The organism is Desulfosediminicola ganghwensis (assembly GCF_005116675.2).
Classification (GTDB): Bacteria; Desulfobacterota; Desulfobulbia; order Desulfobulbales; family Desulfocapsaceae; genus Desulfopila; species Desulfopila ganghwensis.
In genome coordinates, this window is sequence record NZ_CP050699.1 from 4701033 (window position 1) to 4719619 (window position 18587).

The following is an 18587-nucleotide window of genomic DNA, read 5'->3' on the forward strand; positions in this document are numbered from 1 at the left end:
ACAAGGAGACACTTATGGGATTCGATAACCTGCAGAGAAGAATTGATCGACTGGAGCAACAGAACAGGCGCTTACAGAGTACTCTGGTCCTTTTGGCGATAGGTCTACTCGTCATACTGGTAATGGGGGCAAAATCGAGCTGGAATGATGGGGTTTTCGGTGAACTTACCGCAAAGAAAATCACCATAGTCGATAGCCGTGGCAACCATCTCATCTACATTGGCAGCGATGAGAAAGTTGGTACCGGTCTAAGCGTTTTCAATACAAGCGGGACGAAAGTTTTGAGCCTCGGTGTCACCGCAGATGACAGGGGCAGCGGCATTTTGGTCTCAGACAAACACGGCAAAGCGAGACTGGGTTTGGGCATGGACATGGGTGTTCCCAGCCTGGCAATGAGTGATGAAAACGGCAATAAATTTATTGCTCTCGGTGGAGACAGCCGTGGCTATGGTCTGGTTATCATGGATGGTAATGAAGTGGAGAGAGCCGGAATCGGCTTTAAGGAAGGCCACACTGGCGTCGCCATTTACGATGACCAGGGGCAATCTGTCCGTGGCATGGTGGTGGAGGCAAACGGCACTCACTATTCGTTTCCGGCAGTTGAGAGCGTCGCTCCTGCAGACGCTCAATAAAATCTGTATTTCACCAGAATGAGACGTGATAGCCTGGAGAATAGACCTTGCTCCGGGCTATCAGTAATCACAAGCTACTTCCTGACCAGCTCCAGATGCAATACCGGAAAAGGTTTGCCCATGCTGCCCAGTGGTGAGCGGGAGACGACCTTCCCTCCTGTTGCTCATAAAAACCAACGTCATCCCGGTTTTTCCCGTTCACATCAACCTTCACAGCGGCCAAATTATCAACTGCGTATCTCAGCTGATGCGTACCTATAACCTCCTCTCCTTGTCCGGTTGAGCACAAACAGCATTTCGATCATTCCAACGCTCACGCCTATGCAACCGGCCAACCACCTGCTTTAACACCCTCCGGCATCACGCCGGAAAAGCCTGCTCCATAATTATCGGCTTTAAAAATTCGATATCTTTTTCGCCAATAAGATCGTGGCTGGCTCGTACCGAATTGCCCTATACCACCAACAGTTCGGTATACTCTGCTGAACATACATCTTTTACAAAAATACCATCCTCATCAATGCAACAACTCACTTCGCGCCATCTGATTTCCCCATCATGCAATAAGAGATTAAAATCACGCTAATTATTGTCTAGACGAAAACTAACTGGTAGATTGACAGCTATTCAATTTACGTTGTAATTTCATATTATTAACCTTAACTCTGCAATCTTCATAATGAACACATCCATCATGAAATTTTCCTCTGCCTCACAATTTTTTTTATTCGCCGCGGCTCTGCTTCTACCAGCAGGTCCCGCACAGAGCAGCCAGGATTTCTACAGCCAGCAGGAACTCAGGCAGTGTGTCTCGTATCACCAGACCATGGAGAAGAAGAAGGGGAATGTCAGAAAGCTTGAGGACATTCTGGATGAGATAGACGAAAAAATCAGCTATTACGATAGAAAACTAAATGATATTGAAGGGGAGATACAATATTCATCAGGTAGCCAACGGAACAGCCTTATTGACCAGTATGATTACCTGTTGGCAAAACGAAACGATTACTCAAATCTCTACAACAAGGCACTGGATAAACAAAAACTTCGTGCCTCCCAGCATGACAAGACAGTTAAACTCTACAATAACCAGTGCTTCGGTAAATCTGCGAAAGTCAGTGATCTGGATCTGATATGTCCGGAGCGAAAGGGGTATTGTGCTGGATTTAAATAGACGGGAAACGGATGCAGAATATCCATATCGATCCCGGAATGCTGATATCCCTGATTGAATTATATTAGCTTCCCAAGTCGACATTCCACGCAATATTCGCCCATAAACCATGTTCGGAAAGCAAAATCTCCAGCACCTCTTCTGTCTGCCCTTGGAATTTATCCAATCCATTGAAACCTGAAGCCCAGAAGAGTCTTCCAAAAGCATAGCCCCTGCCATACTCCTTCCACGAGTTGTAATCGGCTTGGATCTTCTCACCGTAATACTACCGAAGAATGATCCAAGCCTCTCTTTCCTCCAGATAACCGGATTGATAGCCCCATCTTGCAAGGGCAGCGGCCCGACCCCAATCCCAGGCGAGCAGGTCTGTTTGTTGAGCCTTTTCGAAATTCTCGCTGAGAAAATTCAGATAATTTTTTTCTTTGCGAGTCAGGTGATATACAGCTACGATTTTCTGTGGAGCCATATCAGGATGAACAATGAGTAATTCCAGCAACCGCTGATATCGCTCATTATGCCCATGTTCTTCCAGCTTGCTGATCTGCTTCAACAGGTCGTTCCTGTTCTTAATGCCCCACCACTCCTGCAATTGTCGTGAATGCTCTGCTGTGGCCTCTCTGCTAATTAGTTCAACTTCCAGTGTGGTGTGAGACTCACCATTAACTCGATTAACCAGGGCAGGAAGTGCAAGCAACCACCTTTTACTTTCAGACGAAAGTGCAATTTCCTCATCAAGACTAAAAGGTAGCTGCGTATCACCCTGAAATATTGAACTATTAGTTATCACATATACAGTAAACGTAAGTATTGTGAATAAACGCGATGAAAAGATCATAGTAGGTAAGCGATGACAAAACAGCAGACTAGGTAAGCCAAAGTCCAACTATCGCTCTTTGTTTCCCTTGAGAATTTCTCAGCGACGATCAGCCCTGGACTCTGTAGTTATAACCAACGACGATGGCGTCAAACTCCTCATCAGTTTTGAATTCCCGGTTGATAGGCAGGTCCTTACCAATTTCACCTGAACCTATCGAGTGAATGAGACTATCTACAACCACATTGTCTTTGAGCATAAATATGGTAATCCTCAAGTGCGTAATCGCATTGAAGTTGGCTTTATTCAAAATAGCCAGATCACCTTTCGCAAGATAACTTCCCGGTTCATCCAGTTCATCAATTTCCAATTGAACCCTGAAATCATCATCAGCGATCCTGCATGGATACTGTGGCGTATAACTGCTACAATAATTTGGGTTATTGGGATTGACATGTACTCCCACGTAAGAGGTGCAGGAGCTCAATAATACAACGCATAACAACATGATCAAACATAAGGTACGGTTCATCATCCTCTCCCTGGCTGGTTAGTAGTTATATGATTTTAAAATTATTCTGTTTCTCATCACACCGATGCTCAGTTAAAACTCGTCGAAAATCAGGCGTGAAATGGTAGGCGTATAGGCGGTGTAGGTTGAGCAATAAGCTCATCAACTTAATAAGTTGAATTACATCATAAAAAAACTTTGATAAAAAAACCGGCTATGATGTAGTTCCCCCCCTTTATCCTGCCCACCACAAATCTTAAACCGAGGGTGTGTGGCAATGAGATTAGTTTCATATAATTAAATATTTACACTATATCAATACCACGTTGTATTAGACGGATCATGCTGAATTGGATTTTCCTTACAGCCAATTCCAGGATTCTGAGCCGGACAGACCCCTGACAGGATATCCGTGAACAATAACCCGACCATATAACAGGTTGAGATAAAATGAGTATTCGAATTGTAAGACTTGGAAGTGACAGGGCCGGGAATGAAGGTATTCGCATAGGTACCGTGCGTCGTCCGCCCCGTGGTATACCCAAAGCAGAGTTTTCCTCAGGTAACTGGTACGATGTCTGGCTTCCTAATCTCTCTCCGAGCCCGGAAACGATGAAGATGGGCAGGAGCGCAACGACCGAGAAAGAATGGCTTGCCTTTAAAAAGAAGTATCTGGCAGAGATGGCCCAAGCTGATAAAATTCGAGTCATCGAAATGTTGGCTGTCATGTCCCACAACAGCAATTTTTCGGTAGGCTGTTACTGTGAGAACGAAGCACGATGCCATCGCTCGATTCTAAGAGATCTCCTGCTACAATATGGTGCAGAGATTGAGGGATAATGCCAGGCGCAGGTGGGCACCTGCGCCGGCCCACCTGTTCACGTGTTACGAGACCTGAACCAATCCAGGTAACCGCTTCCTTTTCCTGATACAGCTACCGCCTCTCCCCACCAGTTCTGGCAAGCATGGGCATTCTCAAATTCCAGTGAATTGCCGCCCCACGCCAGGCAAAGGTTGCCAGGATACAGATAATAGACCCGATTTCTCTGTAGTCAGGGAGATAATGGAGGACCATCACAAAAGCTATGCCACCGATTGTTACAGGCACTGCATAAAGCTCCGCCTTCATCAGCAGGGTGGTGCGACCCGCCAATACATCCCGCATCAGTCCACCACCAATGGCTGTAACGATACCCAGGATCACAGGTGCAGCAGGTAGGCCAAAGCCGAGATCCCACACCTTGGCGGTTGCCTGTATGCCGAATAATGCCGCCCCGAAACCATCTAGATAGAGCATCAGGCTATAGATATGACGTTTGGTAAAAAGGCGTCGTCCATAAAATGCCAGAATCGAGGTACCGACTCCAACCCAGATATAGTTCAGATCGAGGGACCAGAACACCGGTACATCCAAAATAAGGTCACGAATGGTACCACCGCCAACAGCGGTGATTAAACCGAGAACAATGGCACCAAAGACATCGAGATCCTTATCTTCCCGAATGGCCAATACCGCTGTAGACGCAAACGCCACGGTTGCCATCATTGCAAACAGAATATTCCAATTCGCCCATTGCATGTATTGTTACGAACTCCCAGCTATGTCAAAGGCCTGCCATTTCCAGCCGACCTATAATGAACAGACTTTGTATAATAATTGTATCAGCTACCGGTGTGTTTGAGGCACAATCTTCTCCAACGCCTGCCAACAAGCGCTGACTTTGTAGTCTATTTAACTGTTAAAGCCAAACAAAAAAACTGCCGGTTGTGGCGTGTCGTGAAACCACAACACCTGGATAGGGCCTTACCCCAGAGACACTTCGGGGGATTTTCTCCTGAAGTGCCGGCAATAATTAACATAAAAAACGTGCTGACAACTGCTGTAAAGAACTAAGAATATATGGCAAAGCACCTGGCGACGACAATAAGGAACACCACATTCCTTTTATCGTCAGAAAAGCCTTTATTATCAAGGTAAACGAGGTGAACCTGACCTGGTTGCGAACTCACTGCCTGATTAATACTTCGGGAAAAAGGGACGTTATTATTGTTCGCTGTTTATGATGCACATCTTTGCTAGCCCTTTCGTACCACAAACGCCAGCATTCGATGAAATAGAGGATTTGCTCCTAAGCCCAAAATAGCAAAACGTTTATTGAAGACGCACAGGGTTAGTCCCGTATCAATCATGATCCGATCAATTTCGGAGATAAAGGCAGGGTTGATTACTGATGTTTTTTTCAGATGAGATAACAACCTATTAGAATCCAATAGATTGTCAAAGCGTAATATTAACGTACTCCCTTTACTGAAGAGTCTGAAACACGTGCTCTGGAATGTGACCTCAAGCTCTCCGGAAACATCTAATGGGCTGCATTTCAGTGACATGGGCATTGTATCATTTCGAATATCAGAGATATTATTCATTATGAATCGTGGCAATTCTTATGAATTCCATCCAGAAACAAATAACCGGTTCATGGTCTAAACCAGAACCGGCTGCCGGATGTTATTTTCGCACCTCTCTGGTTCGAATCTTCAATTTCCCGTTAAAGGTCCAGGGAACAGGCGCCGCATCCTCAGAAGCCTCACTGGGAATTTCTACTTTCAGGTTTTCGAAATCATAGGTTATTTCCGCATTTCTTCCTGTGAGCCTATCATAAAGGCTAATGAACATATCGGGCCAATTCTGATCTCTGTTTTCTGCCATGCCATACCTCTCTGGGTAAAATTTTTAACGGTGGACCAGCTGCAATAACTGGTTAGCCATTAATTAATCATACTCAGCTCTGAAGAAACTTCAAACCGCCTGGCAGGATAGAGACTGCTAAATCACATGGCATTCCGCAACAGGTTCTATTTTTTAAATTTAGGGGTATCCATTTCTGCTGAACAGGTAATTAGTGTGGTCATGAGCCGAATAAACCCTGCTCCTCTGCGTCCATATGGGATCATGCAGGCGGCACAAGAAAACATGGGCAGGATGTACCCTGACAAGCCACTGCAGATTTCCCCACACTCCATTTGGGAAGAGAGGTGAGGTTGATATTAGGAGCAAAAAGGGGCAAAAGCCAAACAAACTGAAGCTGAAAAGGATCTGATACGGCTTCAAAGGTGAGACGTTCTCTAACGTAAGTGAGCAAATTTCAAGACCTGCCCCGTCTTTTACCAAAACATATTCAAGCTGATAAACGGTGCGCGATATACTCTATCATCAGTTTATTCTGCTGACCTTTTCCATGAGTTTCCGGGCTTTTTCGATGGAGCTCAGCGCCTCAGGATGGTTCGGATTATACTCCAGCGCCCGCTCCCACTCCTTGATGGCGGATGAAAGTTTTTCCTCCACGAACAGGGTCACACCCTCTTTGAAATGATTTTCCGCTTGACGCCGTAATTGTTCCCTGACCTGGGCCAGCATTTGCTCTCTTCCGGCATACTGCGGATCGACCTGCTCAAAAACTTTCAGGGCTTCCAGAAATTCTCCCTGACGGTATAAATCCTCTCCCTGACGCACTAACTCGTAATCTTCCAGTATCTTGTCCCACACCATCTTTTCCTGCTGAAGTTCCTGTACTTCCATCAACTCTTTTTTGACATTTTTAAAGGAGGGATCAACATTAGAAAGTGAGGCGACAGCTTCCCCATATTTCTGTTCTGCTATCTGGATTTCGGCAAGTTTCAACAGCGACATATTGGTAATATATGACGCCTCATCATCCTTTGGCAGATATTCCAGAATGGTATATGAAACCCGCAGTGCTTCTTCATATCTGTTGCTTTTGAACAGCTTTCGTGCAACCAGGATATCTTTTTTGTAAGCGTGAACCGCCTGCGATGAAAATGCTTCGGGATCAGCCAGCAGTAACGTAGCGCCTTCAACGAGGTCTTTACTTGCGTCAACACCGGAAAACATTGTCAAAAGAAATTCGTAGCCGGGATCGCCATATACTTTTGAAGCTATTTTTTCAATAGTATCAGATTCTTGAACAATATATGAGACTGAGGGTTCAACCTCATATCGGTTGAGCAGGTAATCTCGAGCTGTCCGGTTCGATGGGTCAAATCGCAAGGCTTCGATAAATTCGCGACAAGCCTCTTCACTCTTTTTCTCTCGGTAAAACACCACAGCCTGCTTCGCATGTTCCTCCGAGATCGTTTTGAGCTGCGATGAAATAGAGTCCAATTTACCGTTAACGACCTGCTCTGCCTGTTTCCAGTACGTGAACGCTTCCAGGTACCTCTGGTCCTGCTCATTTTTTATGGCTTCAAGTTGGCTGGCGACAGGCAAGGGTGTACTGCCCTGCCAATCCGCGCAACCGGAGAGACCAGATAGCAGCAGGACCAGCCCAACACCCGTGCGGACTTTCCTTAAGTCAATATTCCACCTGAAATTATCGTACTGTTTCATATCTCACGTCGACACCTGCAAAGGAACTCATAGTTATTTTCTTTACAGAGAGTTCCTGCAATTTCTATTGGTCGTAACTGTTCAACCAGCATGTTATCCCCTGAGTCTGTCAGAGTATTACATTTTTTTCACAAATCAAGGGAATTAAAGCAAATTAAACGAAGCCACATATCTAGTATTGCAAGCAATAACCGAAAGTCGGGAAAAAAGGGATTAGCCCGACGGACTTCTGGGGCATTTTATTTCGCATAAATAAGCTTATATGCCTGGACCAACCCTTCTCTGCCTTTTATTTTTTGAGGCGCCATCGACTCCACATCTATGAATTCAATGAGTTCTTTTTCACTGCTACCACCGACCACAACCTCACCAGGACCAGCAAGATTGCTCAGGAAAGAGGCAACATTGACGCTGTCGCCTATCACTGTGTATTCCATCTTGACCTGTGAACCTATGTTACCGGCGACAACGACACCTGACATTATGCCTATCCCGACCCGGTCTAACAACGGGTTGCCATCCAGGGATGCACAGGCGAGTCTGTCCTGCATATCCATCGCCGCCATAACGCACCGTCTGGTGTGATTCTGCCTGTACACCGGCACACCGAATACAGCCAGCACAGAATCACCTATAAATTTATCGATATAGCCGCCATGTTCAAGAATAACCTCAGTGGCAATTGAAAAAAACTGGTTGAGTTTCTCCACCACCTCTTCCGGCTCCCTGCCTTCGGAATAGGCAGTGAACCCCCTGACATCGGCAAACAGGACCGAGGCTTCGTTCTTTCTGCCTTTAAGCCATGACTCTGCCGGGTTCTTCATGATCATATCGAGAACCTCCGGCCCGACATACTTGCCGAATGATTCCCTCATAACAGACTGCCGGTACAACTCACTTCCCATCACGTTAAACGCCCCACCCAGGGTTCCCAGCTCGTCATTTCGTTTGAGGTCGAGTTTGAAATTATAGTTCCCCCTGGCAATCTCCGAGGTGGCCTCGACCAGTTTCGACACAGGCCTGGAAAAACGGAAGCTGAACAAGACGGCAACAACCATGCTTACGAAGATTATCGCCAAGGCAACAGCAGCAAGAAACGCACGTTCATTGACGAACAGGTTATGGATAAAGTCTATCGACAATCCCACATGTACCTCACCGAGTTTCTTATCTTGAAACACAATCGGCATGCTGAGGTTAAGCACATGACCTTTTCCAGGCAGGGTGTAATTAAAGTAGGAAACCTGACCTTTTATAAAAGGCGATTCTACTGCAGTAAATGGTGTAAATGGTTTATCGATCTTCGCATGATTGGTATGGGCCTTTATCATCCCCTCGTTGTTCAAAATGAAAGCATAATAATGACCTTCAACCGAGGCGACGTTGTTTATGAGGGTATTCAGCGACAGAGTGTCACCATTTAACAACGGTACTTTTGCGTTATTAGCGACGTAGTTGAGACTGACAGTTCCCAGCTTCACTGTCTGAGCATACAGTTGTTCCCTCTGCCTCTCCATAATCACATAGCTGAGAACAGATATGGACACTGCCAGTACAATCATGGTTGCGACTGACAGCTGAAGCCAGATCGGAATACGTGGGGATGGTACTTCCTCTGACAGATTCGCCCGTATTTTACCAACCAGTATCCGTAAGTTGTCGGATAAAGATGAGATCGAGAGGTCATAATGATCATTGACGGCATCGATAATATCTTCTTCGGCAATATTCTCCTGCTCAACAATAATCAGCCCCAACGGTACGACCTTGCCACTCTCATGCAAAACCCGCTTTTGTTGCTCCAAAGAAGAATAAAGTTGTTTCTCTGAAATAATGCCCTTCTTTACAAGCACTTCACCCAGCATCTCTTCCTGGGACGATTTGGTCAGCAGACTTTTCAGCCGATGAACAAAGGCTTTGACAATATGTGAAATTTTTCCCGACATAGGTAAACCTGAGCGATACATCGCCATAACATAACATAGTACATGTTCTATCTTGCTGGAATTAAGCAGCTAATTGCTACTTAACTGAAAACCAACCTAAGGTATAGATAGAATCATTAAGCCGAAAAAGCCAGCAGAGTTTTGGGAAACTTCATGAAAACCCTTTCAGCTACCGATTGCATATGAAAAATTGAAAGCAAGAGCCTGAGATTATTGCTCTTTACTGAGCAGAGCAACGCAGATGACAATTAGGGTAAGCTCCTGAATTGAGGTAACGAATCTTCAACAATATCTGATTACTACCAGACCACTCAAGCTACAATATCCATGTACGGTATATTCTCTTACTTCAGGGGGAAACTCTCAAAAGCCCAAAGGTACACCGGCAGACCTCAGTATCTACAAGCAAACACTGTCAAAATCAAGCCTGCTCAGTTACTACTTTCCTGAGTTCTCAATGCGGACACAGATCACATGTCACTTCCGCCCCTTTTCACCATCTGCGACACTGTGGCATTGACTCGATATCTCCACACGACTTAAATTTCAGCTATAAATACAGCTGTTCCAGCCTTTCAATGGCGCCTTATTGTAGAGATATATGACAACCTGATGCCCAGGCTACACCTATGCCTTACAGGTTTGGAAATATCCAGTGTTTTTCCAGGGCCTAACCAGAAGCTACGAACTTCTGCCAATACTTGGTGAACCTCATGGGAAAGCACTTTGCCCGAGTGAGCACCCAGACTTCAAAAAGCAGTGATTTGACAATTCAGGTGAAGTGTGGACATGGTCTGTGGTTCGATCCGCTCTCAACATTTGGTGCTGCTTATGGTGAAGATCGGGTGAGCGGCTGTTGCATATTTATAACCTTCGACAAAAATGGAGTGGCGGAAGAGGTAGTCACCAAATAAATGATCGACCCAGAGTTAAATCGGAGTGAGGGGAGTGAGGAGAGAGGATGTCTGATCGTCAAGATTAGGAGACTCCCATGAAAGATATAACGAACTTCCTGCTTGAAATTGCGATTGTGTTAGTCTTGTGTTGTTTTTTTCTAACAACTCTATACGTTAATAACTCTTTTGCGACGGACCCAGAATCTGGCTACGGTGTGCTGGTGATACCAACAGTTGTCAGCAACAAAACTTCTTATCCATTTTGCTACTATTATTCCCTACTGTATGAGCCGAAGTCCACTGTGAAAATAGATGTTAGGCCAAGAGTTAATAAGCAATTTATCGCAATCAAAAAATTCCCTGTTGGCAAATACTCGATTAATGCAATTAAGGTACTGACTGCACCGACTTTCAGGGTAGTGTCGTTCCAGACGCCAAAAACACATAGCTTTAAAAAAGGAATGAATTTTAAAATAAAGGCTAACACTATCAATGTATTGCACTATGGGCTCAATATATCCATGAGATACAAGGACGACGACTTTACAAGCCGGGAGTTTTTTCAGCTTCACAAGTTCTATGCATTGTCCAAGGGCGAACTAAAAAACCTTGCTGCTCAGCTACGCACAATGTCCAAATTTAGCGGAATGCCAGTTCGGTATAAGGGCAAAAAAAGAAATAGGGAAAGGAGGCAAGAATAATTAGTCGGATTTGCTTTGAGCACTTACAAACGTGATCTTTATTTAATTGTTTACATATTGATATCTTGGAAACTTTGTAATTCAATTTGCGACATTTTAATTTTACTCGGACACTATTCCTTTTACTGCTCTGAACCTCGGCTCATTATTAAATTATACTTATCAAGAAACGCTCTATCCACATATAATTCAAAGCAGTTGTTAGCACGAATAACGGGGTACGCCCACATTTCATTCGCAACCATGAATTGTATATTATTGCCGAGGATTTATCGCCAACTTCCGTCTGCCTGACATGTCTTATTGTTAATTATGGTTCCTGTTGGATACAGTTCCCCATTATACCAACAGTCGGCAAATGTTTGACTAGCCAAAAACAAAAATGAAATCGTCAGCACAATGGATAAGATTTTTTTCATATAATCACCCCTAATCAAAGAGTTGCCATAATTTGAGCCTCAACCCAGACCTCCGATGGTAACTCTTCAAATTGTTGTTCCGGCAACCACTTTCGTGCGGCTTCATTTGAAATCCATATTGTTGCTTCGGCATTTTCCTGCCGGCATTTTTCGCCACTCATAGTATGAATGATAAAAAATTCTTTCATGTAATACAATCCATCTGACTCGTTTGTATTATCAATTATTTTTGTTACAGATATTCGCTTCTTATATGGAGTGGAGTTCATACAAGCTGCCCCATTATCGCCTGATATCAGCCCGTCTTCTTCGTGGAATTTTACGGTCAGCTGAACCTCCTCATTTTCAAAAAATGCCTCATTGCAATCACATAACTCATTCAGACTCTTTGCTACAAAGTGGTCTTTGCTCAAAGATTTGATATTTATAAAAAGAGCTGCAGCGTCTGAATCACTCAGTTTATTTAAATCGAAATTTGTTATTGACGCAGGCCCTAATATAATATCAGTTGTGCCGTTTGTAGACCTCCATAAACAAATACTTTCTCCGCGACCAATCTTATGCCCTATAAACATCCCTGAAGCAAGACTTAGTGTACACAAAAGAATTGGAATGAAATATTTACTTAAAAATTCCAATTTCCCCTCCTCACTGTTTTATTTGAAAACACAAAAGAGAGATTAAAAAGAGCAACCACTATCAATCAATCCAGTCACCGGCTGCCATGTTTTAGCATAAAAACGAATAAATCATATTTGGTAATATCATTATAACAGCATTCAATGGCAGATATAATTATTTTTTAAAGTGTAGTTATTCATATAACAAAACAACTGGTTACAATCACCAACCTGGGATAATATTTATTCCCAGGACCTGTTGTCGGGTCGCAGCTTGCCTACCACAAATAGTGCCAACTCCATGAAAAATCCTTATGCCTGATTCAATCAGGCAGATCTCAACAACTGCTCTCGCTAAAAAGCTGAACGTCAGTGCGAATATCGGGGCACCTCCCCATTTACTTCTCCCGGCAGAACCTTCTTCAATCGAAGACCCGGGTTTTAGAGAAAAGTTCCAGGCAAAACATAGCGCCACCGATGACCATTTTGCCCGCTCACAAGCAGAAATACTTGTGGACAACTGGCTCTATATGGCCGAGGTCAATCGATCTCGGTAAATCACAGAAAACTTCTTGACGCCTCATTTACCGCAAGCGGTATAATATTATGTGGTCAGTGATGAACGGTTCACCACATCGGTATGAGGTCAACTATGCTTTTTTGCGTCTTTGCCAAAAGTGAACTCAGACATCTCTTCGAGGTGCTCTCCTATAACTGCCTGGTAGGTCCTACTGTTAAGGAGACTTCACCGGAGAGCTGGCCCCTCTACGCCTACGAGCAGGTATTCGATTTTGCAGACCTCGCCTTCGAACATACCACCACCTCCCATTCCCCTAAGAAGTATTTTCTGCCGCACAGGCTGACCATGGCGTCCTATGCCCTTAACGACCAGAGCTGGCGAAAGGAGGTGCACTTCACCCCTGAGACCCCTGTGGTCTTTTTCGGCATGCACGCCTGCGATATCAATGCTCTCAACAGGCTGGACAAGGTGCTTCTGGATAGTACCTACCCGAACCCTTTTTACGCGGCCAGGCGCCGCAACACCTTTATCGTCGGCACCAGCTGCTCCCCTCAACCTTTCTGTTTCTGCGAATCCATGGACTGCGAAACGGTGCTGCATGGCTGCGACCTGTTCATCACCGATATCGGCGAACTCTATTTCTGCGAAATCAGGAGCTCCGCCGCCTATCAGGTACTGCAGGGGATTAGCACAAAAGAGGCGAAAAGTGAACACCATGCCCTTTTCATCCAGGCGGCGAAGAAGCGAAAAGCACAATTCACCAGCCAAATGGACACCACCGACCTGGTCATGATCCTGGATATGGAATTTCAAGCGGAGGTCTGGCATGAGTGGGGACGACGCTGCCTCTCCTGCGGCACTTGCGCGAGTGTCTGTCCCACCTGTTACTGCTATGGCACAGAGCAGCTCATCGACCTCACACTTGGCAGCGCCCGAAAAGAGATGCGCCTCTACTCCTGTAATCTCGTTGATTTTGCCGAAGTGGCGGGAGGCTTCAATTTTCGCCCCGAGAGCGCCACCCGCCTGAAATACCGATATTATCACAAGCACAGGGGGTTCGTTGAAGCTTTCGAAGAATCTCTTTGCGTCGGCTGCGGCCGTTGTGGCCAGGCATGTCTGGCCGACATTGCCCCGGTCGATGTGATAGCGAGCGTACGCAGGGAGGCAGAAGAAGATGGATAGAAACGTCCCCGTGGTCGATATTCTCGCCGCAGATCACATTCATCGGCGAAAATCTGATCTGATGCGTTACGAGTACTGCCACGAAGCCGAAATAACGTCGATCTCGCCACTCATCGATTCAGTGAAACTCTACCGCATACGGTTGCTCGACCCGGCGGTTCACTCGACATTTTCTTTTGTCCCCGGTCAGTTTGTCATGCTCGAGGTGCCCGGCATCGGGGAAGCTCCCTTTTCCATATCTTCCAGCCCATCACGGCGGGGCGACCTCGAACTGTGCATCAGGTCGGTGGGCACCCTCACCTCCTTTCTTGCCCGATGCGAGCGGGGACTACGGGTGGGTATCAGCGGCCCCTTCGGCACCTCCTACCCGCTGGAACGCATGAAAGGCAGCAACATGCTCTTCATCGCCGGCGGCCTGGGAACCGTCCCGCTTCGCTCGGCCTTATTGGCGGTGCTGGAAAACCGCAGCAGATATGCCAGGGTAGATTTTCTCTGCGGAGCGAAAAACCCCGCATTCCTGCTCTTTGCCGACGAGTATGAAAGCTGGCGGAATACGGACATTGGAGTGCAATGTATCGTCGATGAACCCGACGAAGGCTGGTCCGGCCAGGTCGGCATGATCACCTCCCTGGTCGACCAATTCCTGTCGTCAGGTATCAGCCTCTCTGACACCTGGTACGCCATCGTCTGCGGACCACCGGTGATGTTCAAGGCGGTCTGCAGCACACTGCTCGCCGCCGGTCTGCCCATGCACCACATGTTCGTCTCCCTGGAGCGCAGGATGCACTGCGGCAAGGGCAAGTGCTGCCGTTGCAATGTCGGCTCCACCTACACCTGTCTCGATGGGCCGGTGTTCGATTTCTGGTCGGTCGTAAACCTCAAGGAGGCTATCTGAGATGCAAAAAGGACTCTCATACCTGGGCAGGAACCTCCCACGTCCCCGGGTTGCCTTCTTTGAGTTCACCTCCTGCGAAGGGTGCCAGCTGCAGCTGCTCAACGACGAGCACAACCTGCTCGATTTCCTGAATCTCCTGGAAATTGTCACCTTTCGTGAGGCCATGACCTCCGCCTCCGACCAGTATGATATCGCCTTTGTCGAGGGCAGCATAAGCTGTTCGGAAGAGGTGGCGCAACTGCAGGAGATACGAACCAGAGCGGCCACCCTGGTGGCTCTCGGCAGCTGTGCCTGTTTTGGCGGCATCAACCAGCTTCGCAACAGATTCAGCGACAGCGACTGGCCCAGCCGGCTGGTCTACGGCGACAGCACCATTCCCATGACGCCCCTGCCCAAGGTGCTCCCGCTGCATGCCCTGGTCGAGGTGGACCTGCAGATATTCGGCTGTCCCATTCACAAGGGTGACGTCGAACGGATCGTCACCAACCTCGTTGTCGGCAAAAAGATCAGTCATCCCAATTACCCGGTATGCATGGAATGCACTGCCGCCGGCCATATCTGTCTTTTTGAACATGGCGAGGCGTGCCTCGGCCCCGTGACCCGTGCCGGCTGCAATGCCTGGTGCCCCGCGGAACGCTCCGGCTGTCAGGGCTGCCGGGGCCCCGCCGAAGTCGCCAACCTTGAAGAGCTCGAGCAGATCTTTCAACAACGGGGAATTCCGTTGGAGGTTATGCTCGACTACCTGGAATGCCACGGTGGTTTTCCCGAATGGTCTGCCCGGCTCCGACAGAAACTGGCAACCGCCACAACACAGCATACGTCATGAAAAATAGTTGCGACATTTCCATAAAGCACCTCACCAGGGTCGAAGGACACGGCAACATCTCCATCAAAGTCGTCGAGGGTCAGCTGGTCCATGCCCACTGGGAGGTTGTCGAATCGCCCCGTTTTTTCGAAGCAATCCTGGTCGGTAAAAGCTGGTGGAGTGCCCCCTCCCTGTGCGGCCGGATCTGCGGTATCTGCTCCATCGGCCACACCCTCGCCAGCATAAGGGCGATAGAGCGGGCCTTTGGCTTCGAGCCACCTGAGCAGACCCGGACCTTGCGCTTGCTACTCAAGCATATGGAAACCCTGCAGAGCCACGTTCTGCATATTTTCTTCCTTGCCGTGCCCGATTTTCTGAATGCCGACAGTCTGCTGTCTTTGCGCGCCGGCAGGCCCGAGATTGTCGAACTTGCAGCGCGCCTGAAAAAATTGGCCAACGACGGCGCCGATCTCATCGGTGGCCGGAGACTGCATCCGACCCGGCTCATCGTGGGCGGCTTCACCAAGCTGCCCCGTCAGGATATGCTGGTCAGTCTGCAGCAACGTCTCCGCCAGACACGCCACGAGCTCAGCAAAGCAGCGGAGCTTATGCACTCGTTCGTCCTCCCGGATTTTCAGCGGGAGACGGAATATGTCTCCTTAAAAGGCGAGACACGCTATCCCTTCATCGGCGGGATGCTGCTCTCCTCAGACGGGGTAATAAAGGAAGAAGACAACTATCTGGAAATGACCAATGAATATCTGACTGAACAGTCCACCGCCAAATGGAGCAGGCTGTCGCGTGACTCTTTTGCCGTTGGCGCCCTGGCCAGGCTGAACAACAACGGCACCCTGCTCCACCCTGGGGCCAGGGCCATGGCCGACAGCTTCGGCCTGTTGCCGGCCTGCCACAACCCGTTTTACAACACGGCTGCCCAGCTGGTCGAATGTCTGCATGTGGTCGAAGATTCCGAGCGCTTAATCGGCCGGCTGCTGGCGACAACGTGGCAGAATTCCCGTGCCACCCCTATTCCCCGGGCCGGCAAAGGTGTCGGTGCAATCGAGGTGCCCCGGGGAATCCTCTACCACAGCTACTCCCTGGACAAGCAGGGGATTATTACCAAGGCCGACTGCGTCATTCCCACTAGCCAGAATCATGCCAACATCCAGCACGACCTCACCAAACTGGTCGCCGAATCGGCTGCCTCGGGACTCCCGGACAGCGAAATCGCCCAACTCGCGGCAATGCTGGTCCGGGCCTACGATCCCTGCATATCCTGTTCAGTCCATTGAAGTTTGAATCAACCTCCTCAGCCAGGCCGGACAACAATAATACCGCAAAAAAAGGCCCCGCAAATCGAAACCTGCGGGGCCTTTCAATGGGTGACCCGACTCTTCACGATAAGAAATATCTGGCTCGCAAAAAAGCTAAACAGGAAATCTACCGGAAGTATGGGTTCAACCTGATTGAGTGGAATGAGGAGCATGTCAAAATCTTGATGATATTCCGCCAAAGGTTATTGCTGAAGCATGGGATTCAGGCTTAATGGAATTCAAGAAACAGGGTGAATTGAGTTATCAAACTTTTAATTTCACTCTGGCCCTATTTATCCCTTATCCTCTCCTATACCTGCTAATTTTCTAATGGCTGGAGATCGGCTAACAGTTTTGACTTAGCTCTTTTTTGTGGTAATGGGCTGAAAGGTCGAGAGCTGTCTTTTTACCTTTTTGCTTTTACATTTCGGACAGGAAAAGTCGTTCTTTTCGTAATCTGAAATTCGGATAATCAGAGAAAAGATATGGTCGCATTCTTCACAACGAAATTCGTACACTGGCATTGGCAATCTCCTCTTCAAGAAGTTGAACCTTGTGCCTTGCTATCCATCTGTTTCCCAGGTGATTCCGTTTTTATTATCAATTTACAGGTAAAGTTGACGACATTAACAATACAGGCGCCATGTTTAGCCACATGCAATAGAACTGGCCGTGTTTGTGTCTCCAATGCAGCTTACGGCCAGGTAAGACTCAGCCCAAGGGCCAGGCTGGTACGACAAGGGTGGCTCGGATCATGATTTTTGTTCTAAGCCGGATATCCACTTCTAACAAGATTTTAGGTGATGGTGTGAGAAGGTGTCAAGTATGGTCTTTGAAGCATTCAGAGTTATGTACACCCGGTATATTTGACAGAATTGGAGTGTGATCAAGGCAGAGGACCTTGCTTTTCGGTGGTGCGTATGGGGCATAACCATACACACCACAAAACCCTGCCTGTTTCATTGGGGTTGTGAGAATGTGGCAATTCCTTGAAACCTCAATGCAATTTCAATCCGGAAACATCCACTTATTTTGCTCTACCCGACCTCACAGCTTTTCATCATTTCGAGAACAGTACGATACACATCTGAGAGCCTGAGAATCCCAACCACCTCTTCGTTCTCCTTGACGAGCAGTGATTGGTGCCGACCGAGAGCCAGCAAATGAATACCCTCGTTGAGCGATGCCTCCTGTGAGATGCACTCGCTTTTGTCAGGGATGTGCATGATGTTGCGGACAATGACTTTTATGGCCTTTTTGCAGATATCATCCAGAGGTTTCTGCAGCAGGTCGAAATCCCGGGTAATTTTTCTTAAGAAATCTGGTCCGAAACCAAACCTCGTTAACATATTGATATCGCCAACATCCTGAAATTTCGGTTCCATGGCGCGAAGAATACTTATATGATCGAGCTTTCCTACAATTCGCCCATGATTGTCATGAACCAGCATGGCCCGATATTTATATTTTTTTACACCTATTTTCTCATGCGCATCTTCAAGAGCGAGCACAGCCTGGTACAACGTCGCGTCCTGAGAGATGGTGGCATACTCAGCCAGAGGCACCATCACGTCTTTAACTTTCGTTGCATTCATTATTGGTCTCCTTAAAAAATGATTCCTCCTCCCCAGCATTCGCCAACCTCTACCGAGGTTACGCGAAGCATATGCGCCCTCACTCCATTTTATCTTTTCCTTTACAGAATCCTAAACAGTTCTCCCCTTATAGCAAGGACTGCTAAAACCAAAAAG

The 18587-nt window shown here is 47.2% G+C and carries 19 protein-coding genes and 2 pseudogenes; 11 read left to right on the forward strand and 10 right to left on the reverse strand.

Features of this window, described 5'->3' with window-relative positions; genetic code table 11:
• The first annotated feature begins 14 nt into the window (after window positions 1-14).
• Window positions 15-632, forward strand: a complete 618-nt coding sequence (locus FCL45_RS20190; RefSeq protein ID WP_136797932.1) for a hypothetical protein — start codon at window positions 15-17, stop codon at window positions 630-632.
• A 74-nt stretch (window positions 633-706) separates the two neighbouring features.
• Here FCL45_RS20190 and FCL45_RS25415 read toward each other — a convergent pair.
• Window positions 707-1139: pseudogene (locus FCL45_RS25415) on the reverse strand (GNAT family protein).
• 172 nt (window positions 1140-1311) lie between these two features.
• On the opposite strand from FCL45_RS25415, the gene FCL45_RS20195 reads away from it, so the two are divergent.
• A complete protein-coding gene (locus FCL45_RS20195) occupies window positions 1312-1806 on the forward strand; it encodes a hypothetical protein (protein WP_136797931.1) in 495 nt (164 codons plus the stop codon).
• Window positions 1807-1870: 64 nt separating this feature from the next.
• On the opposite strand, the pseudogene FCL45_RS20205 reads toward FCL45_RS20195, so the two are convergent.
• Window positions 1871-2641: pseudogene (locus tag FCL45_RS20205) on the reverse strand (DUF1266 domain-containing protein).
• An 88-nt stretch (window positions 2642-2729) separates the two neighbouring features.
• On the reverse strand, window positions 2730-2990 hold the full coding sequence (locus tag FCL45_RS20210) for a hypothetical protein (protein WP_136797929.1): 261 nt from the start codon (window positions 2988-2990) through the stop codon (window positions 2730-2732).
• A gap of 591 nt (window positions 2991-3581) precedes the next feature.
• Between FCL45_RS20210 and FCL45_RS20215 the strand changes: the two genes are divergently transcribed.
• Window positions 3582-3971 (forward strand): DUF488 domain-containing protein, encoded by a 390-nt coding sequence (locus FCL45_RS20215; RefSeq protein ID WP_136797928.1) that lies wholly within the window; start codon window positions 3582-3584, stop codon window positions 3969-3971.
• Between the two features lie 94 nt (window positions 3972-4065).
• Here FCL45_RS20215 and FCL45_RS20220 read toward each other — a convergent pair whose 3' ends face one another.
• From FCL45_RS20220 to FCL45_RS20235, 4 genes are all read right to left on the reverse strand, one after another.
• Window positions 4066-4710: a trimeric intracellular cation channel family protein gene (locus tag FCL45_RS20220; protein ID WP_136797927.1), complete on the reverse strand. Its 645-nt coding sequence runs from the start codon at window positions 4708-4710 to the stop codon at window positions 4066-4068.
• Between the two features lie 930 nt (window positions 4711-5640).
• Window positions 5641-5841: a hypothetical protein gene (locus FCL45_RS20225; protein ID WP_136797926.1), complete on the reverse strand. Its 201-nt coding sequence runs from the start codon at window positions 5839-5841 to the stop codon at window positions 5641-5643.
• Window positions 5842-6345: 504 nt separating this feature from the next.
• Window positions 6346-7539, reverse strand: a complete 1194-nt coding sequence (locus tag FCL45_RS20230) for a tetratricopeptide repeat protein (protein ID WP_136797925.1) — start codon at window positions 7537-7539, stop codon at window positions 6346-6348.
• A 239-nt stretch (window positions 7540-7778) separates the two neighbouring features.
• Window positions 7779-9485: an adenylate/guanylate cyclase domain-containing protein gene (locus tag FCL45_RS20235; protein WP_167495794.1), complete on the reverse strand. Its 1707-nt coding sequence runs from the start codon at window positions 9483-9485 to the stop codon at window positions 7779-7781.
• Between the two features lie 713 nt (window positions 9486-10198).
• On the opposite strand from FCL45_RS20235, the gene FCL45_RS20240 reads away from it, so the two are divergent.
• Entirely contained in the window at window positions 10199-10399 is a 201-nt protein-coding gene (locus FCL45_RS20240) for a hypothetical protein (protein WP_136797923.1), read from the forward strand.
• A gap of 77 nt (window positions 10400-10476) precedes the next feature.
• A complete protein-coding gene (locus tag FCL45_RS20245) occupies window positions 10477-11082 on the forward strand; it encodes a hypothetical protein (protein WP_136797922.1) in 606 nt (201 codons plus the stop codon).
• Between the two features lie 433 nt (window positions 11083-11515).
• On the opposite strand, the gene FCL45_RS20250 is transcribed toward FCL45_RS20245, so the two are convergent.
• On the reverse strand, window positions 11516-12139 hold the full coding sequence (locus FCL45_RS20250) for a hypothetical protein (RefSeq protein ID WP_136797921.1): 624 nt from the start codon (window positions 12137-12139) through the stop codon (window positions 11516-11518).
• Between the two features lie 296 nt (window positions 12140-12435).
• Between FCL45_RS20250 and FCL45_RS20255 the strand changes: the two genes are divergently transcribed.
• The 6 genes from FCL45_RS20255 (at window position 12436) to FCL45_RS20280 (ending at window position 17069) form a co-directional block, all read left to right on the forward strand.
• The gene (locus FCL45_RS20255) at window positions 12436-12678 is read left to right on the forward strand and encodes a hypothetical protein (RefSeq protein WP_176360072.1); all 243 of its coding nucleotides are present in this window, start codon (window positions 12436-12438) and stop codon (window positions 12676-12678) included.
• A 95-nt stretch (window positions 12679-12773) separates the two neighbouring features.
• Window positions 12774-13823 (forward strand): 4Fe-4S dicluster domain-containing protein, encoded by a 1050-nt coding sequence (locus FCL45_RS20260; protein WP_167495793.1) that lies wholly within the window; start codon window positions 12774-12776, stop codon window positions 13821-13823.
• The gene (locus FCL45_RS20265) at window positions 13816-14718 is read left to right on the forward strand and encodes an FAD/NAD(P)-binding protein (RefSeq protein WP_217907611.1); all 903 of its coding nucleotides are present in this window, start codon (window positions 13816-13818) and stop codon (window positions 14716-14718) included. Before FCL45_RS20260 ends, FCL45_RS20265 begins: the two co-directional genes overlap by 8 nt.
• A gap of 1 nt (window position 14719) precedes the next feature.
• Window positions 14720-15544, forward strand: a complete 825-nt coding sequence (locus FCL45_RS20270; protein ID WP_136797919.1) for an NADH-quinone oxidoreductase subunit B family protein — start codon at window positions 14720-14722, stop codon at window positions 15542-15544.
• A complete protein-coding gene (locus FCL45_RS20275; RefSeq protein ID WP_136797918.1) occupies window positions 15541-16815 on the forward strand; it encodes a Ni/Fe hydrogenase subunit alpha in 1275 nt (424 codons plus the stop codon). Before FCL45_RS20270 ends, FCL45_RS20275 begins: the two co-directional genes overlap by 4 nt.
• An 86-nt stretch (window positions 16816-16901) precedes the next feature.
• Window positions 16902-17069 carry a hypothetical protein gene (locus FCL45_RS20280; RefSeq protein ID WP_176360073.1) on the forward strand — a complete coding sequence of 56 codons (168 nt, stop codon included), beginning with the start codon at window positions 16902-16904 and terminating at the stop codon, window positions 17067-17069.
• A gap of 126 nt (window positions 17070-17195) precedes the next feature.
• On the opposite strand, the gene FCL45_RS20285 is transcribed toward FCL45_RS20280, so the two are convergent.
• The gene (locus FCL45_RS20285) at window positions 17196-17360 is read right to left on the reverse strand and encodes an FmdB family zinc ribbon protein (RefSeq protein ID WP_136797917.1); all 165 of its coding nucleotides are present in this window, start codon (window positions 17358-17360) and stop codon (window positions 17196-17198) included.
• A gap of 513 nt (window positions 17361-17873) precedes the next feature.
• The gene (locus FCL45_RS20290; protein WP_136797916.1) at window positions 17874-18431 is read right to left on the reverse strand and encodes a CBS domain-containing protein; all 558 of its coding nucleotides are present in this window, start codon (window positions 18429-18431) and stop codon (window positions 17874-17876) included.
• Window positions 18432-18587 lie beyond the last annotated feature (156 nt).